The following is a 21,951-nucleotide window of genomic DNA, read 5'->3' as shown; positions in this document are numbered from 1 at the left end:
CCGCGCGCAAAATCTTCTGCGCGAACGCGGCAGACAGGCTTTTGTTGCCGATCCGAATCCATTTGTCACGCGGGCGTCCCTTTCGGTTGCCGGTGGTCAGGCATAGTCCCAAACTATGGATGCCCCAGAATTCAATATTTGACGCTTTGAACAGACTGCTGAATGTCCCGACCCGCTTAGGAGATGGACGATGAAATATATCCTTGCGGCCTGCGCCATGCTCGGAGCCACTGCCATGGTCGCGCCTGGAGAGGGCGCGGATGGGCTCGCAATCGGACCGCAGAGGCTTGATCCAGCCCATATGCCGCGCATCGCGTCCGTCGACCCGCGCTTTCAATCCTATAACATCGAAATGCTGGAGGTGATCGGCGGCGCTTTCTGGAAACCTTATGGCAGCAAGGTCGACGCGACAGGCCGGGTTGACGCCGGCCATGCCGGAATCGATCCCTCAGCCTATCAATATCGACCCCCTATCGACCTTTCCAGCCCGCGCCTCATCACCCTCGCCAAAGCGCTGGGGCCGGCCTATCTGCGAGTCAGCGGCACTTGGGCGAACAGCATTTATTTCGCTGGTGACGACAGGCCGCTTGCGCGGACGCCCGACGGTTTCAAAGGGGTGTTGACGCCGACCCAATGGCGCAACGTCATCCGTTTCGCGCAAGCTGTGGATGCAAGGATCGTCACATCCTTCGCCATCAGCGCCGGCGTGCGCGATGCCGATGGCGTCTGGACCGACGCACAGGCGCGCCGCTGGCTGGCCTACACGCGCAGGGCCGGGGGCAGCATCGCCGCCGCGGAGTTCATGAACGAACCGTCCATGGCCGGCATGAGCGGCGCGCCAAAGGGCTATGACGCCGCCGCCTATGGCCGCGATTTCCGCCTGTTCAAACGCCTGGTCGACCGCGAGGCGCCGGACATGATCCTGCTTGGCCCCGGCTCAGCGACGGAAACGCCCGCGCCCTGGGGTATGCCGCCCCACATTCCAGGCTCCATCGCAACCGACGCATTGTTGGCGGCGTCCGGCCCTGGCATCGATGCCTTTTCCTATCATCATTATGGTGCCGCCTCCCAGCGCTGCGCATCGGCCCGCCTGCCACAGACCGGCATCGATCAGGCGTTGTCGGAGGAATGGCTGGCGCGGACCAGCGCGACCCATGCCTATTATGCGGCTCTGCGCGACGTCCATGCACCGGGCAAGCCGATCTGGCTGACCGAGGGCGCCGACGCGGCCTGCGGCGGCAATCCATGGAGCGGGCGCTTCGTCGACAGCTTCCGCTATCTGGACCAACTCGGCCGGCTGGCCAGAGTGGGCGTCCAGGTCGCCATGCATAACACGCTCGCCGCCAGTGATTACGCGTTACTGGAACCTGCGGATCTCACCCCAAAGGCCAATTACTGGGCAGCCCTGCTCTGGCGCCGGTTGATGGGGGCGACGGTCCTGGATTCCGGCGTCCCGCTGCGTGAAGGCGCACATGTCTACGCCCATTGCGCCTCCGGCGGTCGTGGCGCCGTTGCGCTGCTGGTCATCAACAACAGTAGCCGGGAAGAGACGATCCTGGACCTCCCGCTCGCCGGGATGCGCTACACGCTGTCCGAACCCGATCACTCCTCTTCAAGTCTCCGTCTCAACGGAACATTATTGCAACTGGGCGCCGGGGACAAACTGCCTCCGATGAATGGCGCGAGCCACCCTGCGGGACGGTCGATATTCGCCCCGCGCACGATCAGCTTCATCACCATGGAGCGCGCAAACAATATCGCGTGCCGCTAGACGGCTGCGCCACCGCCCCCGCCTGCCCTATATTCCTTGCCTCTCACGACAAGATGGCCCACTGGCGAGCGCCATCACCCCATCTGCGATACAGTGCGAAGTCAGGCGAACCATGTCCATTCATCAGGTCCATATCATCGGCGGCGGCCTCGCCGGATCGGAAGCCGCCTGGCAACTGGCGCAGGCCGGCATCCGCGTCCGCCTTTCCGAAATGCGGGGCGCGGGCGACATGACCCCGGCGCACCAGACAGACGGCCTTGCCGAACTGGTCTGCTCCAACAGCTTCCGCTCGGACGATGCCGACAAGAATGCGGTGGGCCTGCTGCACCAGGAAATGCGGCGACTGGACTCGCTCATCATGGCGCAGGCGGAACCGGCCAAGGTACCCGCCGGATCGGCGCTGGCGGTCGATCGCCACGTCTTTTCCGGCGGCGTCACGCGCGCGCTGGCCGACCATCCCAATGTCGAGATCGTGCGCGAGCGGATCGACGCGCTGCCCGGCGAAGGCATGACGATTGTCGCGACCGGCCCGCTGACCGCCGCCGCGCTCGCCCAGAGCATCGGCCAGGCGGCGGGGATGGAGCATCTCGCCTTCTTCGACGCGATCGCCCCGGTCGTCCATTATGACAGCATCGACATGGACCAGTGCTGGATGGCCAATCGCTGGGACAAGATCGGCCCCGGCGGCGGCGAGGGGAAGGATTATATCAACTGCCCGATGGACAAGGACCAGTATCAGGCCTTCGTCCAGGGGCTGATCGACGGCGAAAAGACCGAGTTCAAGGAATGGGAGGCGAGCACTCCCTATTTCGAGGGCTGTATGCCGATCGAGGTGATGGCATCGCGCGGGCCGGAAACATTGCGCCACGGGCCGATGAAGCCCATGGGCCTCGACAATCCGAAAACCGGCCGCTGGCCCTATGCCGTGGTCCAGTTGCGGCAGGACAATGCCAGCGGCACGCTGTGGAACATGGTTGGTTTCCAGACCAAGCTGAAACATGGCGCGCAGGTCGAACTGTTCCGCACCATCCCCGGCCTGGAAAAGGCCGAGTTCGCGCGGCTGGGCGGGCTGCACCGCAATACCTTCATCCAGTCGCCCAAGCTGCTCGATCCCACGCTGCGTCTGAAGAGCGCGCCCCATATCCGCTTCGCCGGGCAGATGACGGGCTGCGAGGGCTATGTCGAGAGCGCTGCCATCGGCCTGATCGCGGGGCGCTTCGCGGCGGCCGAACTGCTGGGCCGAGCGCTGACTCCGCCACCTGCCGACACCGCCCTGGGCGCGCTGCTCGGCCATGTGACGGGCAATGTGGCGACGGCGGACTATCAGCCGATGAACGTCAATTTCGGCCTGTTCCCGACGCTGGACGACGTAAAGAAGAAGCAGCGCAAGGAAGCCTATACCGCGCGCGCCCGCGCTTCCTTTGGCGCTTGGATGGGCGAGATGGCGCTGGTCTGACCTTCCCACCCCGTTAGCATCTGCACCTCTGCTTCGCCGCGCGTTTCGGCGCCGTCGTCGCGAACTCCGCCGGGGTCAGCCTGCCGTCCTTGTCGCCATCCGCCGCGCCGAAGCGGTCAGCCGTCGCCACCGCCCATTCCTTGAAGGACAACAGGTTGTCGCCATCGCTGTCCAGCGCCTTGAACGCCCTGGTGCGGCTGCCCAGCATCTCGACGCGGGTGATGACGCCGTCGCGATTGCGATCGTAACGGGCAAAGCGCTTCTGTTCGCGGTTCTGCGGGCTGGCCTCGCCGGGCATGGGCGGTGCGTCGCCGACCGCATCGGGATCGCCCTCGGGCAGACTCTCGACCGCAGGCGGCGGCGGTGGGGCCACCGCCAGTTGCGGCGTCGGCGCCGTGTCCGCGCGTCCCTGCCACCAGAACAGCCCGCCCGCCACCAGCAGCAGCGCCGCCATGCCCCCCGCCAGCATTCGCCCCATGCCTGCCCCCTTCAGCTTCGCAGCAGACAGCCTATCCTTTTCGCCTAGCGCCCGACAAGCGCGATCCGCAGCAGCCGCCACGCCAGCGCGCGCGGCATCCCCGCCGGCGCGCCCCGCCCCGCCAGCACGTCCTGTCGCGCCAGGGTGAAGGCGATCCGCAGCGGCTTCCACCCGCGCGGCCATCGCCCGCCGTCAACCTGCGGCAGCAGATCGCGCGCCATCGCCAGCGCCGCGTCGGCCAGCGCCGGATCATCGACATGCCCGGCCAGATCCCAGAGCGCCCAGACCTGCCCCGCCGCGACCAGCCATTCCGGCGCATCAGCCGCATCGGCCCCCATCTCCGCCAACGCCCGGAACAGCCCCCCGCCGCGCCCGACCGCATAGTCGCGCAGGCCATCGGCGTCGATCTCCGGCTCGACCACCAGCACTTCCCAGCCGTCGATCATCGCCACCAGCCCCGGCGCGGCCATAGCGCCGGAGGCGCGCATCGCGTCCACGACCGGCTCGCCACGCCCCTTGCGCGCGTCCACGTCCTCGATCACGTCATTCCACCAGGCCAGCCGCATCTGGCCGATGGCGCGATCGCTCGTCGTGCGCGCGACCTTCGCCAGCCGCCCGTCAAACGCCCAGATCGCCCGATGCCGCTGCGCCCGCGCGCCGGCATGAGCGGCCAGCAGCAGCGCGAGCGGAGGGAGCCCTTCGTCCGCTTCGCTCATCGCGAGACTCCCCACGCGCTGCGCGTCCTGCCGGTTATCAGTCCTTTAACCATCTTCCTCATACACATTCTAACGAGTGCGCCTGCATAGGCGGAAATGCTGCCCAGCCCGGACGTGGGGGGTGTCGGGCGCGACATGGGTGATTGCGGACAAATGGGCAAGCGGAACAAACAAGACACAGGCTTTCTGGCGCGGCTGCTCCGCAACCAGGCAGGCAATACCATGGCGATTGTCGCGGCAGCGATCATTCCGCTCGCGGCGCTGATCGGCGGCGGGCTGGACATGAGTCGCGCCTATATGGCCCGATCCCGGATGCAACAGGCGTGCGACGCTGCGGCACTGGCGGGGCGCAGGGCGATGACGACATCATCCATGACCACGGAAAATATAGCCGAAGCCAAGAAATTCTTCGACTTCAACTTTCCGCAGGGAACGTTCCAGGCGGCGACATTCACACCTACCATCCAGAGCAAACCCGGTGAAACCACCACGGTCCAGGTGTCGGCGACAACCACCATCCCGACCACGGTGATGAAGATATTCAATTATACGACGCTCAACCTGTCCGTGAGCTGCGAATCCCGCTTCGATATCGGCAATACCGATGTCATGTTGGTTCTCGACACCACTGGCTCGATGGCTCAGTCGATCAGCGACGGCAATGGCGGCAACACCACGCGCCTTGCCGCGCTCAAGCAGGCGGTCAAGGATTTCTACGACACGTTGGGCGCGGGTGCGGACAGCACCGGCCGCATTCGCTACGGCTTCATGCCCTACAGTTCGACCGTCAATGTGGGTTATCAATTGCCCACGACGGCCTTGGTGGGCGCTACGAGCGGCGAGACATGGAACTATAATTCGCGCCGGATGACCTACTACAACAATACAGCACTGACCACGAGCGTCTGCTATCGGAAGTATAATAACAACAATTGCAGGACATCGCTTGCTACGGCCGAAAGCGACAGCGGCACAAATCGGACCCAAACCCAATGTTACAATTGGGGGAACACCGCAGCCGCCTTGAGCGGGACCGTGCCGAACACCGTCACGAAAATCACATATAGCCCAGAAACTTACAACGGAACTTCGCCCGTTCCATCCTCAGGCTCGACATCGCGCTCCTGTGTGCGACGTGAAACGACCACGACCCACAACAGTGGCTACACTGCCCAAACGGGATGGTCCGAATATAAGATGGAATATGGCACCTATGCTTTCCCCGTTTCCAGCTACATAGCGGGCAACGCAATCACCAACCCCGCCTATTATGCCAGCACGCCTAACGACGTGAACGGCAACGCCGTCCCTTCTACGGTGACATGGTCGGGCTGCATCGAAGAACGATCAACCGACAACGCCATTACGGCCACCACATCGACCGCATCCATCCCGACCAATGCACATGATCTTAACATAGATGAGGCTGCGACCGATACGAACACCCGATGGCGCCCCCATTGGCCCCAGGTCGAATTCACACGCGGCGGCAGCTATCTCAACTCGCAAACCCGTATCGACGGCGGCTGGAACGCCTGTCCCAGCCAGTCGCGCAGGCTCGCAAGCTATGCCGATCGAACGACAACCCCGGCGGGAATGGCGAGCAGCTTCAACAGCTATGTCGACGGGCTGATCGCGGTAGGCGGCACCTATCATGACATCGGCATGATCTGGGGTGCGCGCTTCCTCTCACCTACCGGCATCTTCGCCACAGACAACAGCAGCGCACCCAATGGCTTCAATATCTCGCGCCATATCGTCTTCATGACCGACGGCGATATGAGCGCCTATCAGGGGGTGTATGGCGCCTATGGCTATCAGTTGCTGGATGGCCGTGTCGCAGCGACCACAGCCAGCGACACCGACCTGACCGCCATTCACAACCGCCGTCTGGAAATGCTGTGCAATGCCATCAAGGGTAAAGGCATCACCATCTGGGTCATCGGCTTCCGCAATCAGGCCGAGGGCGACATCCAGGCTCCGCTGCAAAGTTGCGCTACCTCCTCCAACCATTGGACCATGGCCTATACAGCGGCGTCGCTCAGCCAGAAGTTCAAGGACATCGCCAAGAATATCGGTGGACTGAGGCTCTCGCAATGATCAGAGGGATGGCGCGCTTCCTGGCCCGCCTGCGCGACGAGAGGCGCGGGGTCACGCTGCTGGAGTTCGGCCTGATCGCGCCGGCGCTCATCCTCACGATCATGGGGATCGGCGACCTTGCATATCAATCCTATCTCCGCGCCGTGGCCCGCGGCGTGCTGGAGGGGGCCGCGCGTTCCGCCTCGGTGGGTACGCTCAACGCGACCGAGATCGACGCCTATATCGCGAACCAGATGTCGGCGATCAATTCCAAGAACGGCACGACCTCGGTGGTCAAGAAGAGCTATTACAACTTCTCTCGCGTGGGCAAGCCTGAGAAGATCACGACCGACATCGCGCCGCTGGGCAGCTATAATTCAGGCGACTGTTATGAGGACGCCAACGGCAATGGCAGCTATGACACCAGTTCCGGGAGCACGGGCCTGGGATCCGCTGACGATATTGTCTATTATGAAGTGACGGTATCGATGCCGCGCATGTTCCCCATGGCCAAGCTGCTTGGATGGAGCGCCACACAGTCGACAACAGCAACCACCATGGTCCGAAATCAGCCATGGGCCAACCAGTCCAAACCCACGATCCGCTGCTGATGACCGCACTTGCCCTCCGCCGCTTTCTCACCCGCTTGCGCCGAAACGATCGCGGCCTTGCGCTGATCGAGTTCGCTTTTTCGCTGCCCGTTTTGGTCGTGCTGTGCATGGCGGGGCTGGAAGCCGCGAATCTGGCGCTGGCCCATCTGCGCCTCAGCCAGATCGCGATGATGGTCGCGGACAATGCCGCACGGGTGCGAACGTCGATCGACGAAGCCGACGTCAACGAATTGATGACCGGCGCCGAACTGTCTTCGGACTCGCTCAAGCTCAAGGCCAATGGCCGCATCATCCTGTCGGACCTCGAACCTAATGGTCTGACCGGATCGAATGAAGGGCAATATATTCGCTGGCAGCGCTGCTGGGGTAATGGCGTCTTCACCTCCAGCTATGGCGTGACCAATGACGGCAAGACCGATGGCAGCATGAAGGATGGCATGGGGCCAGGCACGACCGCGACAACCAAGGTCAAGGCAGCGAGCGGCACCGCAGTAATGTTCGTGGAGGTGGCTTATAATTATCAGCCGCTGGTCAGCAGTGCGATCTTCGGCACCAAGGTCATTCGCTATTCGAGCGCCTTCAACGTGCGCGAACGGACCGACCAAGCGATCAAGAATGCCGGCAATCTGGCGGCATCGGCCACGGCGCTCTGCACCTGATTCCCGGTCCCCGCATCCTGCCCGCGCACAGCCGGCTCCCGCTTTCGCGCATGATGCCCTGATCGAAAAAGGGCGGCTCCGCCGGAACCGCCCTTTCGCGTCTTATTTGTAGCAGACCTTTTTCGCTGCCGCGACCACGCGGGCAGCATCGATCAGCGCCGCCTTTTCGAGGTTGGCGGCATAGGGCAGCGGCACATCCTCGTTGGTCACGCGCAGCACCGGCGCGTCGAGATCGTCGAAGCCCTGCTCCATGACGACCGCGGCGATTTCCGACGCGATCGAGCAGACCGGCCAGCCTTCTTCCACCACAACCAGGCGGTTGGTCTTCTTCAGGCTTTCCAACACGGTCGCGGTGTCGAGCGGGCGCAGCGTGCGCAGGTCGATCACTTCGGCGTCGATGCCCTCGGCCGCCAGCGTCTCGGCCGCTTCCAGGGCGATGCCCACGCCGATCGAGTAGCTGACGAGGGTCACGTCCTTGCCCGGCTTCATGATCCGCGCCTTGCCGATCGGCAGGACATAGTCATCCAGCTTGGGCACGTCGAAGCTGCGGCCATAGACCAGTTCGTTTTCCAGGAACACGACCGGGTCGTTGGAGCGGATCGCGGCCTTGAGCAGCCCCTTGGCGTCGGCCGCGTCGTAGGGCGCGATGACGATCAGGCCGGGGACGGCGGCATACCAGGGGCCGTAATTCTGGCTATGCTGCGCGCCGACGCGGCTGGCCGCGCCGTTGGGACCGCGGAACACGATGGGGCAGCGCATCTGGCCACCGGACATGTAGTTGGTCTTGGCCGCCGAGTTGATGATGTGGTCGATCGCCTGCATGGCGAAGTTGAACGTCATGAACTCGATGACCGGACGCAGGCCGCCCATCGCCGCGCCCGCGCCGATGCCGGCAAAGCCATATTCGGTGATCGGCGTGTCGATCACGCGCTTGGCGCCGAACTCGTCCAGCAGGCCCTGCGTGACCTTGTAGGCACCCTGATATTCGGCGACTTCCTCACCCATGACGAAAACGCGCTCGTCCTTGCGCATTTCTTCCGCCATCGCGTCGCGCAGCGCTTCACGAACGGTCGTCTTGACGAATTCGGTGCCTTCCGGGATCGCGGGATCCTGCACGGTCGCCTTGGCCTCGACCGCCGGCTTGGCCGTGCCGCTCTCGGCCTTCTTCGGCGCTTCGGGCGCAGCTTCGGCCTTGGGCGCCGGCGCGGCGGCGGCTTCCCCGCCCTCGCCCGCCATCTCGGCGATCACGGTGCCGACCTTCACGCCCTCGGTGCCCTCGGCGATGACGATCTTGCCGATCTTTCCCTCGTCCACGGCCTCGAATTCCATCGTCGCCTTGTCGGTCTCGATCTCGGCCAGGATGTCACCCGACTTCACGTCATCGCCTTCCTTGACCAGCCACTTGGCCAGCGTGCCCTCTTCCATCGTCGGCGAGAGCGCCGGCATCTTGATTGCGATACCCATCAATATTGCTCCACCAGCACGTCGGTATAGAGTTCGGACATTTCCGGTTCAGGCGATGTTTCCGCGAAATCGGCCGCTTCCGCGACGATCTTGCGAATATCCTGGTCGATGACCTTGATCTCGTCCTCCGATACGCCAGCTTCGAGCAGATATTTCTTCACGCCCTCGATCGGGTCGGACTTTTCGCGCATCGACTGCACTTCCTCGCGCGACCGGTACTTGGCCGGGTCGGACATGGAATGGCCGCGATAGCGATAGGTCTTCATTTCCAGCAGGATCGGGCCATTGCCGCCCTGCACCCACTTCAGCGCTTCCTCGGTCGCGCCGCGCACCGCCAGCACGTCCATGCCGTCGACCTGGAGGCCGGGGATACGGAAGCTTTCGCCGCGACGATAGAGCTGGTCCTCCGACGAGGCGCGGTTGACGCTGGTGCCCATGGCGTACTGGTTGTTCTCGATCACGAAGATGATCGGCAGCTTCCACAGCTCGGCCATGTTGAACGATTCATAGACCTGGCCTTGGTTGGCCGCGCCGTCGCCGAAATAGGCGACGCAGACGCCGCCGTCGCCATTATATTTGTGCGCGAAGCCCAGCCCCGCGCCCAGCGACACCTGCGCGCCGACGATGCCGTGGCCGCCGTAGAATTTATGCTCGACGCTGAACATGTGCATCGAACCGCCCTTGCCACGCGAGATGCCGGCTTCACGGCCGGTCAGTTCGGCCATGATGACATTGGGATCGATGCCATAGGCCAGCATGTGGCCATGGTCGCGATAGCCGGTGATAACGCTGTCCTTGCCGGGCTTGAGCGCCGACTGGATGCCGACCGCGACCGCTTCCTGGCCGATATAGAGGTGGCAGAAGCCACCGATCAGGCCCAGGCCGTACAACTGGCCTGCCTTTTCCTCGAAACGGCGGATCAGAACCATCTGCCGGTAGAATTCCAGCAGCTCTTCCTTGCTGGCCTTGTAGTCGGTGGGAGTTTCGGGGCGCGGCCGATTATGGTCCGCTCCGGCGGGCGCTGCGGCCTTTGCCTTTGCACTCGAAGCACGCGGCGTCGTTGGTTTCGCCAAGGCTCTTATCCTTTTGCGTGGGTAGGATGGAAGGAAGCCCGATATAGCGGCAGAGTTGCATAAATTGCAACGGCGGACCCCACGGAATCCGGGCAAAACCAATAGCTGCCACCGAAAACTGATGAGTCTGAATGGCCTGCGCATATGCCGCCCGGATCAGCTCGCAGCAAAATTACCAGGACGGCATTTCCGGCGCAAAATCCTTGCGCCACCCCTGCCCGCGAAGGGTCAGTTGAGCGGGACGATCACCTCGTCATGGTGAATCACGCCCAGCTGGCGGCGGATCAGTTCGTCCGAAAGATCGGGGTCCACCCGGCGCGGATCGAGCAGGTCGACCCGGTTGCGCAGTTCGGCGCGGGCCGCCTGGGTCTTTTTCAGCTCCGCCTGCGCGGCGCGCAGCTGGCGGGTGTAATCGCCCCACGCCAGGACGCCGTTCGACCCCAGCACGACATAGCCCGCGAAGGACAGCAGCAAGAGCAGCGCGATCGCGGGACCAAAGGCGGATGCCAGCAGCAGTCGAAGTTTCGCGATATGCGCCATGGGCTAGTGGAATCACAGCAAAAGGCCGGCCGCAAGTGAAAAATCACCAACTTGCGACCGGCCGATCAATTTCGCCCTTCGGGGCCGGGATTTAGCGGAAGATGGAACGCCCCGCATAGACGGCGATGTCGCCCAGTTCTTCCTCGATGCGGATCAGCTGGTTATATTTGGCAAGCCGGTCCGAACGGGCGAGCGAGCCGGTCTTGATCTGGCCGCAGTTGGTCGCGACGGCGAGGTCGGCGATGGTCGCGTCCTCGGTTTCGCCCGACCGGTGCGACATGACGGCGGTATAGCGCGACCGGTGCGCCAGATCGACGGCCGCCAGCGTCTCCGTCAGCGTACCGATCTGGTTAACCTTGACCAGCAGCGAGTTGGCCAGCCCCTTGCCGATGCCCATCGCCAGGCGCGCCGGGTTGGTGACGAACAGGTCGTCGCCGACCAGTTGGACCTTGCCCCCGATCTTGTCGGTCAGCGCCTTCCAGCCCTCGAAATCATCCTCGCTCATGCCGTCCTCGATCGACTTGATCGGATAGTCGGCGCACAGCGCGGCGAGATAGTCGGCCATCTCGACCGGCGACAAGGACAGGCCTTCGCCCGAAATCTCATATTTGCCGTTCTTGAAGAATTCGGTCGCGGCGCAGTCCAGCGCCAGCACGACATCGTCGCCCGGCTTGTATCCGGCCTTCTCGACCGACAGCATGATGAAGTCGAGCGCGTCGCGGGTCGAGGCGATGTTGGGGGCAAAGCCGCCCTCGTCGCCGACCGAGGTGGCCAGCCCCTTGTCGTGCAGGCCCTTCTTGAGCGTGTGGAAGATTTCCGACCCGATCCGCACGGCGTCGGCAATGCTTTCCGCACCGACGGGCATGATCATGAATTCCTGGAAGTCGATCGGATTGTCGGCATGTTCGCCGCCGTTGATGATGTTCATCATCGGCACCGGCAGGACATGGGCCGACACGCCGCCAACATAGCGGTAGAGCGGCAGGCCGCGCGCGTCGGCGGCCGCCTTGGCCGTGGCGAGCGACACGCCCAGGATCGCGTTGGCACCCAGTCGCGACTTGTTCTCGGTGCCGTCCAGCGCGATCATCGCGGCGTCGACCTCGGCCTGATCCTCGGCGTCGAGGCCGATGATCTGCTCGGCAATCTCGTCATTGACCGCCGCGACCGCGGCCAGCACGCCCTTGCCCAGATATTTGCTCTTGTCGCCGTCGCGCTTCTCGACCGCCTCATAGGCGCCGGTCGATGCGCCCGATGGCACTGCGGCACGGCCGAAGCTGCCATCTTCCAGCATGACGTCGACTTCGACGGTGGGATTGCCCCGACTGTCGAGGATCTGGCGGGCGTGGATGTCGAGAATAGCGGTCATGATCGCTCCCTGATAAATGGCCCCATGGCGGCCGGGCGGCTATTTCGCGCCCCGCTTAGCCAGCGCCTCCCGCCTTGGCAATGCGGGGGCTTGCACGACGCGAAAAAATGCCGATGCTCAAAATGTAACGGCAACGGAACTGTAGGCCGCCGCAAAGCATTAGAAGCATGACCCCGCCGCGTTCGCGCGGCCGCCATGCTGGACATGAAAGGGAGACTGAGGACGATGGCCGACACACCGGAAACACCGCCCGTCAAGCGCGCGAAGAAAACGCCGGCGGCCAAGCCCGTCAAGGCGAAGCCGGTCAAGGCGACGACGACCGCCGCGACGCCGGTGAAGGCCGCGCCGGTCAAGACGGCTGCGACCCGCAAGGCGCCGACAGCCAAGGCGCCAGGTAATGGCGCGGCCGCCCATGGCTGGAGCGCGCAGATCGCGCCGCTCAAGGAACAGGCTGAAAAGGCCGCCCGTTCCGCCGCCGACAAGATCAACGCGGTCGATTGGAAAGCCCATATCGACCCGATCAAGGAGCAGGCGGGCAAGACCGCCAAGTCGGCCGCAGGCGTGGCGAAGGACAAGACCGGCACGGCCATGCAGAGCCTGGCCAAGCTGATTTCCGACACGGCCGGCACGGTCGATGCCAAGCTCGGCCCGCAATATGGCGACTATGCGCGACAGGCCGCCGAACAGGTGGCGGGCGCCGCCGACAAGCTGGAAAGCAAGGATGTCGACCAGCTGATGGACGAAGCCCGCGATTTCGTGCGCAAGAGTCCTGCCGTCGCCATCGGCGCCGCAGCGGTGGTCGGCTATGTGCTGATGCGCCTCGCCAAGGGGTCGGACGACAAGGCTTGAAGCATTGGGGCCTGAGCGATCGGGCCGAATGTGGCGCCTGATCGCCCCACCCACAGGCCCGCGACACCGGGCGGAGAGTCGTTTTGATTGAGCAGTCAGCGGAAACGGCGGTCACGCCGCACACCGACGTGGCCGAAGAGGCCGCGCAGGAGGAATCCGTGCGCGAAGCCTTCGCGCGCTTCTATGCCGATGCGCGCGCCTATGCCGCCGCCGAAGCCCACCGGCAGAAGCTGCGGGCCGGAATCGTCGCGACGGCATTACGCAACGCGGCGATCCTGGCCGTCGTCGCCTTCATCCTCAGCTTCGCCAGCATCGTCGCCCTGCTGGTCGGAATCATCCTCTCGCTCCAGGCACGCCTCGGCCCGCTCGGCGCGACGGCGGCGGTGGTCGGCGGCGGGCTGCTGCTCGCCATCATCCTGCTGTTGCTGGCCAGGGGCTGCGTTACCCGCATGAAGAAAGCGATCGCGCCATGACGCCCGAAGCAGCCTATCGGGCAGCCAGTGCCCGCGCTGAAGAACAACGCGCCCGGCTGGCCCAAAGCGCGCAGGCCGCCGCCACGCGGATTGCCCCTGCCCGGCTGAAACGGGACGCCGTGAGCAAGCTGACATCGACCGCGCTCGACGGCGCCGCCTATGCCGCCGCGAAGGTGCAGCAACGCCCCGTCGCAATCGGCGCAGCGGCCGCCGCCTTCGGCCTTTTCCTCGCGCGTCGCCCGCTGGCGGCACTTTTCGGCCGGCTGTACGTTCGCTTCAGGAACAAGGACACCGACCTTTCGGAGAATGATGATGGCTGATATCCGCGCCCAGATTACCCGCGTCCGCGAAGCAGCGAACGATGCCGCGATCACGGCGACAGACCGGATCAGGGACACCACCGAAAAGGCGCGCGAGGGCGCCGGCGAACTGATCCAGACCGGCCGTGACAAGGCGACCGACGCCTATGCCGACGCGCGCGACAAGACGCAGCGTGCCGCCACCCGCGCCAACCAGATCGTGCAGGACCATCCGGTCATCGCGGTGGCGGGCGCAGTCGCCGCTGGCGCTCTGATCGCCTGGATGTTCCCCAAGAGCCGCCGCGCGATGAAGGCGCTGCCGGGCCTTGCCGCTACGGCCGGAGCAAAGGTCGTCGAGGCTGCCGTCGCCGCACGCGCCGCTGCGGCGGAAGGCGCCGAAACGGTCCGGCACGGCGCAAGCACGGCGCTGCACGCCGCCGGCGACGCCGCGTCGACCGCGAAGGACAGCGTCGCCGCGTCCGAACTGCCGGCCAAGGCGTCCAGGCTCGCCGATGATGTCGCGGCGCTGGTCGCCGCGAGGGTGGATGCGATCAGCAGCGCGATCAAGGCACGATTGCCGAAAAACTAATCGCGATTGCGGCAAACGCAATCGAAGCGCAGCCCTGCCCTCCTTGGCTGATTGCGGACGCGATGCTAAAGCCCCGCTATCAGCCAAAGGAGAAAATATAAAACCATGAGCAAGATGCATCTGGTGATGGGTGGTCGCGTCACCGACCCGCAGACGCTTGAATTTCAGGATCTGAGCACGGTCGATCTGGTCGGCGTGTTTCCCGATTATGCCTCGGCCGAAAAGGCCTGGCGCGGGGCCGCCCAGCGCACCGTGGACGACGCGGAAATGCGCTATGTGATCGTGCACCTGCACCGCCTGCTGGAGCCGGAACTGCCGGGCGCCTGATCCACAGGGGTATTCACATTCCGTCCGCCTGAGCTTGTCGAAGCGTCAAACGCATGACGTACCTCGTTCGAAGCAGATCGAGGCTTCGACAGGCTCAGCCCGGACGAGCAAAGACAAAGCGGTCCGTCAATTCACCACGCGCGGCTTTTTCCGGAAGCGCCAGCGCAGCAGCGGGCGGGTCATCGCCAGTCCAGCGAGGAAGCCGCCAATATGCGCGGCGATCGCGATCTGACCCAGATCGCCAAAGCCCCCGGACGTCGCCACGCCGATCATCAGCTGGATCGCGATCCAGCCGGCCGCCAGCCACAGTACCCGCACCAGATTGGCCGAAATCGGCCCCACCCGGCGCACCTGTTGCTGGCTGTAGAGCAGCGAATAGGTGGCGAGGATCGCGGAGATCGCACCGCTTGCACCGATCATCGGATTGGTCGAGGCCGGGTCCACCGCCCATTGGACAAGGCAGGCGGCATAGGCGCCCACGACATAAAGCGCCAATGTCCCGCCCCAGCCCAGCACATGCTCAACCTGCCGCCCGCAAAAGAGCAGCATCAGCATGTTGAAGCCAATGTGGAGCCAGCCCGCATGAAGCAGCGTGCAACTGAGCGGAGTCAGCCAGACGGGCACCGCCGCCATGCCCGCCAGCAGTGCCGAATCATCGACCCGCGCGGGGATGAAGCCGCCGATGATCGCGGCGTCGCCGACGCGGTCCGTCAGCAGCAGCAGCAGGAAGGCGGCGACGCTGGTCGCCGCGATCCCGTTGGTCATCCGGCCTGCGGGCAATCGCACGGCGTTCAGATGAACTGGATTTTGTCGACCAGGTAGAATTTGTCGCCCGACGGAACCGACACTTCGACCTCGTCGCCGACCTCGCGGCCGATCAGCGCACGGCCCAGCGGGCTGTTATAGCTTATCATGCCCGCCTTGGCGTCGGCCTCGGCCTGGCCGACGATCTGATACTGGATCGGCTTGTCGTCCTCGTCCAGCAGCGTCACGGTCGCGCCGAACACGATCTTGTCGCCCGACAGGGTTGTCGGATCGATGATCTGCGCGCGCGACAGCTTGTCTTCCAGATCGTTGATTGTCGCCTCGACCTGGCCCTGCCGCTCCTTGGCGGCATGATATTCGGCGTTTTCGGACAAATCGCCGTGCGCGCGCGCTTCTTCGATGGCGTCCACGATCAGAGGGCGCTCGGCCTTCAGCTCGCGGAGCTGCGCGTTGAGCTTGTCATAGCCCATCTGCAGCATCGGCATCTTCTCGACGGTCGCCATTATTGCAAATCCTTCGTCAAAACTTCCCTTTGGCGGCCCCGACCATGGGGCCGCCCGCAGCGTGGTTCCTGGTGCAGGGGATCAGGCGTGCGACAGAGGATAATAGGACTGGAGCGATCGTACTTCAAGGGCATGACCACGAAGCGCCTCGATCGCGTCTGCCGCGGCGACGCTGGCGGCCGCCGTGGTGAAGCTGGCGATCTTCGCCCGCAGCGCCGACGTGCGGATCGCCTTGCTGTCCTTCAGGGACTGCCACCCTTCGGTGGTGTTGAAGATCAGCTGCACGTCGCCGTCGGTGATCTTGTCGACGATGTGCGGGCGCCCTTCGGCCACCTTGTTGACATGGCTGACCGCGATGCCGTTGGCTTCCAGATAGGCTGCGGTGCCGCCGGTCGCGATGATGGTGAAGCCCATCGCCGCCATCTTCTGCACCGCCGGCAGGATCACCGGCTTGTCGCTGTCCTTGACAGACACGAACACGGTGCCGCTGGTCGGCAACACGGTGCCCGCGCCGAGCTGCGCCTTGGCGAAGGCCGTGGCGAAATTGCTGTCGATCCCCATGACTTCGCCGGTGCTCTTCATTTCCGGCGACAGCACGGGATCGACGCCGGGGAAGCGCGCGAAGGGGAAGACCGCTTCCTTGACCGCGATGTGCGAAATCGCGTTGCGATCGATCTTCGGCAGATCCTTCAGCTTCTCGCCCGCCATCACGCGCGCCGCGATCTTGGCGATGGGCGTGCCGATCGCCTTGGCGACGAAGGGCACGGTGCGGCTGGCGCGCGGGTTCACCTCGATCAGATAGACCAGGCCGTCCTTGACCGCGAACTGGATGTTCATCAGGCCACGGACGCTCAGCGCGCGGGCCAGAACCTCGGTCTGCCGTTCGATTTCGGCGATGATCTCATCCGACAGGCTGTAGGGCGGCAGCGAGCAGGCGCTGTCGCCCGAATGGACGCCGGCCTCCTCGATATGCTGGAGCACGCCCGCGACGACCACATCGTCGCCGTCGCACAGCGCGTCCACGTCCACCTCGACAGCGTCGCGCAGATACTGGTCGATCAGCACCGGCGAGTCGCCCGACACCTGCACGGCGGTGGCGATATATTCCTCCAGCTGCGCCTGACCGTCGACGATTTCCATCGCCCGGCCGCCCAGCACATAGCTCGGACGCATCAGCACCGGATAGCCGATCCGGTTGGCGACCGCGATCGCCTCCTCGCGGCTGCGCGCGATGCCGTTGGCAGGCTGCTTCAATTTCAGCTTGTCGATCAGCGCCGCGAAACGCTCGCGATCCTCGGCCAGGTCGATGGCGTCGGGCGATGTGCCCAGGATCGGGATACCCGCATCCTCCAGCGCCTGCGCCAGCTTGAGCGGGGTCTGGCCGCCGAACTGGACGATGACGCCGGCCAGCGTACCGTTCGACATTTCGACGTGCAGGATTTCCAGCACGTCCTCGGCCGTCAGCGGCTCGAAATAGAGGCGGTCGGACGTGTCATAGTCGGTCGATACCGTTTCCGGGTTGCAGTTGACCATGATCGTCTCATAGCCGACGTCCGCCAGCGCGAAGCAGGCATGGACGCAGCAATAGTCGAACTCGATGCCCTGGCCGATCCGGTTGGGGCCGCCGCCCAGGATGACGACCTTCTTCCGGTCGCTGGGCTGTGCCTCATTTTCCGCCTCGCCGAAGATCGGCGCTTCATAGGTGGAATACATATAGGGCGTCTTCGCCTCGAACTCGGCGGCGCAGGTGTCGATCCGCTTGAACACCGGGCGCACGCCCAGCTTGTGGCGCAGCTTGCGCACCTCGTCCTCGGTCACGCCGCCGGTCATCGCCTTGACCGCTTCGTGGATCAGGCCCGACCCGCGCGCGATGCCGCGCTCCATGCCGCGCAGATTGGCGGACTTCAAGGCCAGCCAGGCGAGGCGCTTGTCGGAAAAGCCCATCGACTTGAGGCGACGCATCGCGTCGGCATCCTGCGGCAGGCCGTTTTCCAGGACATCGCTTTCGGCGTCGACGATTTCCTTGATCCGCTCCAGGAACCAGGGGTCGAACTTCGCGATGCTATGGATTTCCGCGACGCTCAGCCCCTCGCGCAGCGCCTGCGCGGCGACCAGCAACCGGTCAGGCGTCGGCTGGGCGAGCGCCGCGATGATATCGTCCTTGGGCGCGCCGACCAGATAGTCGACCTGGTTGAAGCCGCTGAGGCCGGTTTCCAGGCCGCGCAGCGCCTTCTGCATCGATTCATGAATATTGCGCCCGATCGCCATGACTTCGCCGACGGACTTCATGGCGGTTCCGAGCAGTGGCTCGGACCCCTTGAACTTCTCGAAGGCGAAGCGCGGGATCTTGGTCACGACATAGTCGATCGTCGGCTCGAACGAGGCCGGGGTGGCGCCGGTAATGTCATTCTCGATCTCGTCCAGCGTGTAGCCCACGGCCAGCTTGGCCGCGACCTTGGCGATCGGGAAGCCGGTCGCCTTCGACGCCAGCGCCGAGGAGCGCGACACGCGCGGGTTCATCTCGATCACGATCAGGCGGCCATCCTTCGGATTGACCGCGAACTGCACGTTGGAACCGCCTGTTTCGACGCCGATTTCACGCAGCACCGCGATGCTCGCGTTGCGCATGATCTGATATTCCTTGTCGGTCAGCGTCAGCGCCGGCGCGACGGTGATGGAGTCCCCGGTGTGAACGCCCATCGGATCGACATTCTCGATCGAGCAGATGATGATGCAGTTGTCGTTCCTGTCCCGAACGACCTCCATCTCATATTCCTTCCAGCCGAGCAGCGATTCCTCAATCAGCACCTCGGTGGTCGGCGACGCATCCAGCCCTTCGCTGACGATCCGCTTGAACTCTTCGCGATTATAGGCGACGCCGCCGCCCGTGCCACCCAGCGTGAAGCTGGGGCGGATGATCGAGGGCAGGCCCGTGAACTCCAGCGCGTCGAGCGCCTCCTCCATGCTGTGGGCGATGCGCGAGCGCGCCGATTCCAGCCCGATCTTGTCCATAGCGTCGCGGAACTTCAGGCGATCCTCCGCCTTGTCGATGGCTTCGGCATCCGCGCCGATCATCTTGACGCCATATTTCTCCAGCGTGCCGTCATTGAACAGCGCCAGCGCCGTGTTCAGCGCCGTCTGCCCGCCCATGGTCGGCAGCACCGCATCGGGCCGCTCCTTCTCGATGATCTTCGCCACGATTTCGGGCGTGATCGGCTCGACATAGGTCGCGTCGGCAAATTCCGGGTCGGTCATGATCGTGGCCGGGTTGGAATTGACCAGGATGATGCGATAGCCCTCCTCTTTCAGCGCCTTCACCGCCTGCGTGCCCGAATAATCGAACTCGCACGCCTGGCCGATGATGATCGGACCAGCGCCGATGATGAGAATGGAGGAGATGTCGGTGCGTTTGGGCATTAGTTCAGCCTGTTTTCGGTCAGTGTGATGCCCGCTGGTGAAGCGGCCTTGATACAGTCGAGCGTCCGCGCGTCGGACGAAGAAAGTCGAAATGTGAAACCAACGAAGCTATCGGAAGCTTTCACAGGCTCATATTCCGACACGCCGCACTCTTTAAGGAGAGCAGGTAATCTTGTGGCAGCATCCGGGACTATCGCCCCTTCAGCTTCTGGCTGGACACCCGCGCTCGCAAATGCCTCAATCCTATATTCGATCGGCTTTGCGGCAGGAGCACAACCAGAAGCTATGAAAGGCAAAGCCACTGCGAATGGGATTGCCCGCCCCATCAATGGACGCCCCCCGCCTGCGCTTCGCAGCCCCAGCCGTCATATTCGACGCCGCAGAGGATTTCGATCTGGAGGCATTTCCGGGTCAACGCGCGGATCGACTGTTCATCGACCGGCTGCACGCATTCCAGGAACAGGAACAGGTCGCCCTCCTCATCCTCCTCGCGGTCCAGTTCGACGAAGCCGAACTGGCTGGCGATGGTCAGGACGCGCTCGAAATCCTTTTCGCTGCCCCGAAAAGATACGTCCACCGGCCGCGCGATCCGCGCCACGTCGCCATTGGCGGCGAGATTGGCGAGGACGTCCTTGTCCGCCTCCCACTCGGCGGCGAGGCGCGCTTCATCGACGGGGGGGAGGTTCTGGCTCACGCCGCGACCGGCTTTTTCAGGCCGTCCACGAACCGCTTGAACAGGTAGAAGCTGTCCTGCGGGCCGGGGGAGGCTTCGGGGTGGTACTGCACCGAAAAGGCGTTCCTGTCCGTCAGTTCGATGCCGCAATTGCTGCCGTCGAACAGCGACACATGGGTCGACCGCGCATTGGCGGGCAACGTGTCGACATCCACCGCAAAGCCATGGTTCATCGACGTGATCTCGACCAGACCATCCGACAGGCGCTTGACCGGATGGTTCGCGCCGCGATGCCCCTGGTGCATCTTGATCGTCCTGGCGCCCACGGCGAGGCCCAGCAACTGGTGGCCAAGGCAGATGCCGAACACCGGAATGTCGCGCTCCAGCACCTGCCGGATCACCGGCACCGCATATTCCCCCGTCGCCGCCGGATCGCCCGGACCGTTGGAGAGGAACACGCCGTCCGGCTTCTGTTCCATCACCTGTTCATAGGTCGCGGTGGCGGGCAGCACGGTGACGCGCGCGCCGGCCTGCACCAGATTGCGGAAGATATTGTTCTTCGCGCCATAATCGATCGCGACGACATGGGGGCGTTCTTCACCGGCCTCATTCAGGCCATAGCCAAAGCCCAGCTTCCACACGCCGTCCTTCCACAGGCGGCTTTCCTTGCCCGTCACCTCGATGGCGAGGTCCATGCCCTCCAGCCCCGGCCACGAAGCGGCCTTGGCGGCGAGCGCCGCGATGTCGAACGCGCCGTCGGGATCATGGGCGATCACGACATTGGGCGCGCCGTGCACGCGGATCAGGCGGGTCAGCGCGCGGGTGTCCACGCCGGCAAGGCCGATGCGCCCCTTTTCGCGCATCCACTGGTCGAAGGGTTCGACGTTGCGGAAATTGCTCGGCGCGGTGACGTCCTGCCGCACGATGCAGCCCAGCGCATAGGGGCTGTCCGCCTCCACATCGTCCAGATTGGTGCCGACATTGCCGATATGCGGAAAGGTGAAATTGATGATCTGCCCGGCATAGGATGGATCGGTCATGATCTCCTGATAGCCGGTGATGGAGGTGTTGAAGCAGAGTTCGCCCACCGCTTCGCCTTGCGCGCCGAAGCCGCGGCCGAACACGGCGCTGCCGTCGGCAAAAACCACGACCCCTGTCGCTCCTTTGGGCACAATGAGGGTCTTGGCGTCAGCCATGGTCTTATGGTCCTTTATGCTTTTGCGGGAACCCGTCTGCAGCGGGTTAAACGGCCGGTCACCTATGCCCGCAACGCCGGAAGGTCAACGTCTGTTAAAAATCTCTTTTCGCATTATAACTGCTCCTTTCCCGATAAACAGGATTCTATCGCCCATGATTCGCGAGCAGGTAAAGAGCGCCCAGGTGGAATCGATGAAGGCCGGCGACAAGGAACGGCTGGCCGCCGTGCGCCTGATCCTGGCTAAGCTCAAGGACCGCGACATCGAACTGCGCACCGCCAAGACGGTGCCGGACGACGACGCCGTGGTGGTCGACGTGCTCCAGAAGATGGTGAAGCAGCGCCGCGAATCGATCGACATGTTCAAGAGCGGCGGCCGCGACGAACTGGCCGCGAAGGAACAGGCCGAACTGGACGTGATCGAAAGCTTCCTCCCCGCGCAACTGGGCGAGGACGAGACGAAGGCCGCGATCGAGGCGATCAAGGCGGAGGTCGGCGCGGAGAGCGTGAAGGACATGGGGCGCGTCATGGCCGTACTGAAGGAACGCCATGGCAGCGTCATCGACATGAGCAAGGCCAGCGGGCTGGTGAAGGCGGCTTTGTCGTAACCTTCCCTCGATATTTCCCCTCCCGCTTGCGGGAGGGGCC

General features: G+C 64.1%; 22 protein-coding genes. 11 read left to right on the top strand and 11 right to left on the bottom strand.

Annotated features, from left to right (window positions below; all coding sequences use genetic code 11):
• Positions 1-190 precede the first annotated feature (190 nt).
• Both A7Q26_RS06310 and trmFO read left to right on the top strand, forming a co-directional pair.
• Positions 191-1,771, top strand: coding sequence for a hypothetical protein (locus A7Q26_RS06310; protein WP_157102470.1), 1,581 nt, complete (start codon positions 191-193; stop codon positions 1,769-1,771).
• A 112-nt stretch (positions 1,772-1,883) separates the two neighbouring features.
• Positions 1,884-3,227 carry a methylenetetrahydrofolate--tRNA-(uracil(54)-C(5))-methyltransferase (FADH(2)-oxidizing) TrmFO gene (trmFO, locus tag A7Q26_RS06305; RefSeq protein WP_066858263.1) on the top strand — a complete coding sequence of 448 codons (1,344 nt, stop codon included), beginning with the start codon at positions 1,884-1,886 and terminating at the stop codon, positions 3,225-3,227.
• Positions 3,228-3,240: 13 nt separating this feature from the next.
• On the opposite strand, the gene A7Q26_RS06300 is transcribed toward trmFO, so the two are convergent.
• Both A7Q26_RS06300 and A7Q26_RS06295 read right to left on the bottom strand, forming a co-directional pair.
• Positions 3,241-3,705 carry an EF-hand domain-containing protein gene (locus tag A7Q26_RS06300; protein ID WP_066858260.1) on the bottom strand — a complete coding sequence of 155 codons (465 nt, stop codon included), beginning with the start codon at positions 3,703-3,705 and terminating at the stop codon, positions 3,241-3,243.
• Between the two features lie 44 nt (positions 3,706-3,749).
• On the bottom strand, positions 3,750-4,421 hold the full coding sequence (locus A7Q26_RS06295; RefSeq protein WP_066858257.1) for a hypothetical protein: 672 nt from the start codon (positions 4,419-4,421) through the stop codon (positions 3,750-3,752).
• A 222-nt stretch (positions 4,422-4,643) separates the two neighbouring features.
• Here A7Q26_RS06295 and A7Q26_RS06290 point away from each other — a divergent pair, with 222 nt between their 5' ends.
• Genes A7Q26_RS06290 through A7Q26_RS06280 form a run of 3 tightly spaced genes read left to right on the top strand, consistent with a single transcriptional unit; the run spans position 4,644 to position 7,770 of the window.
• A complete protein-coding gene (locus tag A7Q26_RS06290) occupies positions 4,644-6,521 on the top strand; it encodes a pilus assembly protein TadG-related protein (RefSeq protein ID WP_232313701.1) in 1,878 nt (625 codons plus the stop codon).
• Positions 6,522-6,529: 8 nt separating this feature from the next.
• Positions 6,530-7,111, top strand: coding sequence for a TadE/TadG family type IV pilus assembly protein (locus A7Q26_RS06285; protein ID WP_066858251.1), 582 nt, complete (start codon positions 6,530-6,532; stop codon positions 7,109-7,111).
• Positions 7,111-7,770, top strand: a complete 660-nt coding sequence (locus A7Q26_RS06280; RefSeq protein ID WP_066858248.1) for a TadE/TadG family type IV pilus assembly protein — start codon at positions 7,111-7,113, stop codon at positions 7,768-7,770. The genes A7Q26_RS06285 and A7Q26_RS06280 overlap by 1 nt, the downstream gene beginning before the upstream one ends.
• A gap of 102 nt (positions 7,771-7,872) precedes the next feature.
• On the opposite strand, the gene A7Q26_RS06275 is transcribed toward A7Q26_RS06280, so the two are convergent.
• The 4 genes from A7Q26_RS06275 to eno all read right to left on the bottom strand — a co-directional run bounded on the left by A7Q26_RS06275 (position 7,873) and on the right by eno (position 12,213).
• The gene (locus A7Q26_RS06275) at positions 7,873-9,234 is read right to left on the bottom strand and encodes a pyruvate dehydrogenase complex E1 component subunit beta (protein ID WP_066858245.1); all 1,362 of its coding nucleotides are present in this window, start codon (positions 9,232-9,234) and stop codon (positions 7,873-7,875) included.
• Entirely contained in the window at positions 9,234-10,307 is a 1,074-nt protein-coding gene (gene pdhA, locus A7Q26_RS06270; RefSeq protein ID WP_066858242.1) for a pyruvate dehydrogenase (acetyl-transferring) E1 component subunit alpha, read from the bottom strand. Before pdhA ends, A7Q26_RS06275 begins: the two co-directional genes overlap by 1 nt.
• A 228-nt stretch (positions 10,308-10,535) precedes the next feature.
• Positions 10,536-10,847 carry an FtsB family cell division protein gene (locus A7Q26_RS06265; protein ID WP_066858239.1) on the bottom strand — a complete coding sequence of 104 codons (312 nt, stop codon included), beginning with the start codon at positions 10,845-10,847 and terminating at the stop codon, positions 10,536-10,538.
• Between the two features lie 91 nt (positions 10,848-10,938).
• Positions 10,939-12,213, bottom strand: a complete 1,275-nt coding sequence (gene eno, locus A7Q26_RS06260; RefSeq protein ID WP_066858237.1) for a phosphopyruvate hydratase — start codon at positions 12,211-12,213, stop codon at positions 10,939-10,941.
• Between the two features lie 225 nt (positions 12,214-12,438).
• Between eno and A7Q26_RS06255 the strand changes: the two genes are divergently transcribed.
• The 5 genes from A7Q26_RS06255 (at position 12,439) to A7Q26_RS06235 (ending at position 14,750) form a co-directional block, all read left to right on the top strand.
• On the top strand, positions 12,439-13,062 hold the full coding sequence (locus A7Q26_RS06255; RefSeq protein ID WP_066858234.1) for a hypothetical protein: 624 nt from the start codon (positions 12,439-12,441) through the stop codon (positions 13,060-13,062).
• A gap of 83 nt (positions 13,063-13,145) precedes the next feature.
• On the top strand, positions 13,146-13,535 hold the full coding sequence (locus A7Q26_RS06250) for a hypothetical protein (protein ID WP_066858232.1): 390 nt from the start codon (positions 13,146-13,148) through the stop codon (positions 13,533-13,535).
• A complete protein-coding gene (locus A7Q26_RS06245) occupies positions 13,532-13,855 on the top strand; it encodes a hypothetical protein (RefSeq protein ID WP_066858228.1) in 324 nt (107 codons plus the stop codon). Before A7Q26_RS06250 ends, A7Q26_RS06245 begins: the two co-directional genes overlap by 4 nt.
• The gene (locus A7Q26_RS06240) at positions 13,848-14,423 is read left to right on the top strand and encodes a DUF883 family protein (protein WP_066858386.1); all 576 of its coding nucleotides are present in this window, start codon (positions 13,848-13,850) and stop codon (positions 14,421-14,423) included. Before A7Q26_RS06245 ends, A7Q26_RS06240 begins: the two co-directional genes overlap by 8 nt.
• A 105-nt stretch (positions 14,424-14,528) precedes the next feature.
• Positions 14,529-14,750, top strand: coding sequence for a DUF4170 domain-containing protein (locus A7Q26_RS06235; protein ID WP_066858225.1), 222 nt, complete (start codon positions 14,529-14,531; stop codon positions 14,748-14,750).
• Positions 14,751-14,876: 126 nt separating this feature from the next.
• Here the strand turns inward: A7Q26_RS06235 and A7Q26_RS06230 are convergent, their stop codons facing one another.
• The 5 genes from A7Q26_RS06230 to carA form a co-directional block, all read right to left on the bottom strand.
• Positions 14,877-15,515 carry a rhomboid family intramembrane serine protease gene (locus tag A7Q26_RS06230; protein ID WP_066858222.1) on the bottom strand — a complete coding sequence of 213 codons (639 nt, stop codon included), beginning with the start codon at positions 15,513-15,515 and terminating at the stop codon, positions 14,877-14,879.
• Between the two features lie 26 nt (positions 15,516-15,541).
• Positions 15,542-16,018 (bottom strand): transcription elongation factor GreA, encoded by a 477-nt coding sequence (greA, locus tag A7Q26_RS06225; RefSeq protein WP_066858219.1) that lies wholly within the window; start codon positions 16,016-16,018, stop codon positions 15,542-15,544.
• 81 nt (positions 16,019-16,099) lie between these two features.
• Positions 16,100-19,435, bottom strand: coding sequence for a carbamoyl-phosphate synthase large subunit (gene carB / locus A7Q26_RS06220; protein WP_066858216.1), 3,336 nt, complete (start codon positions 19,433-19,435; stop codon positions 16,100-16,102).
• A 325-nt stretch (positions 19,436-19,760) separates the two neighbouring features.
• The gene (locus A7Q26_RS06215) at positions 19,761-20,129 is read right to left on the bottom strand and encodes a ribonuclease E inhibitor RraB (protein WP_066858213.1); all 369 of its coding nucleotides are present in this window, start codon (positions 20,127-20,129) and stop codon (positions 19,761-19,763) included.
• Positions 20,126-21,304: a glutamine-hydrolyzing carbamoyl-phosphate synthase small subunit gene (gene carA / locus A7Q26_RS06210; RefSeq protein WP_066858211.1), complete on the bottom strand. Its 1,179-nt coding sequence runs from the start codon at positions 21,302-21,304 to the stop codon at positions 20,126-20,128. Before carA ends, A7Q26_RS06215 begins: the two co-directional genes overlap by 4 nt.
• A gap of 154 nt (positions 21,305-21,458) precedes the next feature.
• Here carA and A7Q26_RS06205 point away from each other — a divergent pair, with 154 nt between their 5' ends.
• The gene (locus A7Q26_RS06205; protein ID WP_066858207.1) at positions 21,459-21,911 is read left to right on the top strand and encodes a GatB/YqeY domain-containing protein; all 453 of its coding nucleotides are present in this window, start codon (positions 21,459-21,461) and stop codon (positions 21,909-21,911) included.
• The last annotated feature ends 40 nt before the right edge of the window (positions 21,912-21,951 follow it).

Origin of the sequence: Sphingobium sp. TCM1 (assembly GCF_001650725.1) — a bacterium.
Classification (GTDB): domain Bacteria; phylum Pseudomonadota; class Alphaproteobacteria; order Sphingomonadales; family Sphingomonadaceae; genus Sphingobium.
Note: the sequence above shows the minus strand (reverse complement) of the source record. Positions and strands in the feature narration are given on the sequence as shown.

Coding starts and splice junctions, on each gene's coding strand:
- A7Q26_RS06230 (WP_066858222.1), bottom strand. CDS start 15,515: ATGACCAACGGGATCGCGGCGACCAGCGTCGCCGCCTTCCTGCTGCTG.
- A7Q26_RS06275 (WP_066858245.1), bottom strand. CDS start 9,234: ATGGGTATCGCAATCAAGATGCCGGCGCTCTCGCCGACGATGGAAGAG.
- A7Q26_RS06245 (WP_066858228.1), top strand. CDS start 13,532: ATGACGCCCGAAGCAGCCTATCGGGCAGCCAGTGCCCGCGCTGAAGAA.
- A7Q26_RS06265 (WP_066858239.1), bottom strand. CDS start 10,847: ATGGCGCATATCGCGAAACTTCGACTGCTGCTGGCATCCGCCTTTGGT.
- A7Q26_RS06285 (WP_066858251.1), top strand. CDS start 6,530: ATGGCGCGCTTCCTGGCCCGCCTGCGCGACGAGAGGCGCGGGGTCACG.
- eno (WP_066858237.1), bottom strand. CDS start 12,213: ATGACCGCTATTCTCGACATCCACGCCCGCCAGATCCTCGACAGTCGG.
- A7Q26_RS06205 (WP_066858207.1), top strand. CDS start 21,459: ATGATTCGCGAGCAGGTAAAGAGCGCCCAGGTGGAATCGATGAAGGCC.
- carA (WP_066858211.1), bottom strand. CDS start 21,304: ATGGCTGACGCCAAGACCCTCATTGTGCCCAAAGGAGCGACAGGGGTC.
- A7Q26_RS06235 (WP_066858225.1), top strand. CDS start 14,529: ATGAGCAAGATGCATCTGGTGATGGGTGGTCGCGTCACCGACCCGCAG.
- A7Q26_RS06295 (WP_066858257.1), bottom strand. CDS start 4,421: ATGAGCGAAGCGGACGAAGGGCTCCCTCCGCTCGCGCTGCTGCTGGCC.
- A7Q26_RS06255 (WP_066858234.1), top strand. CDS start 12,439: ATGGCCGACACACCGGAAACACCGCCCGTCAAGCGCGCGAAGAAAACG.
- A7Q26_RS06300 (WP_066858260.1), bottom strand. CDS start 3,705: ATGGGGCGAATGCTGGCGGGGGGCATGGCGGCGCTGCTGCTGGTGGCG.
- greA (WP_066858219.1), bottom strand. CDS start 16,018: ATGGCGACCGTCGAGAAGATGCCGATGCTGCAGATGGGCTATGACAAG.
- A7Q26_RS06240 (WP_066858386.1), top strand. CDS start 13,848: ATGGCTGATATCCGCGCCCAGATTACCCGCGTCCGCGAAGCAGCGAAC.
- A7Q26_RS06280 (WP_066858248.1), top strand. CDS start 7,111: ATGACCGCACTTGCCCTCCGCCGCTTTCTCACCCGCTTGCGCCGAAAC.
- A7Q26_RS06290 (WP_232313701.1), top strand. CDS start 4,644: ATGGCGATTGTCGCGGCAGCGATCATTCCGCTCGCGGCGCTGATCGGC.
- carB (WP_066858216.1), bottom strand. CDS start 19,435: ATGCCCAAACGCACCGACATCTCCTCCATTCTCATCATCGGCGCTGGT.
- trmFO (WP_066858263.1), top strand. CDS start 1,884: ATGTCCATTCATCAGGTCCATATCATCGGCGGCGGCCTCGCCGGATCG.
- A7Q26_RS06310 (WP_157102470.1), top strand. CDS start 191: ATGAAATATATCCTTGCGGCCTGCGCCATGCTCGGAGCCACTGCCATG.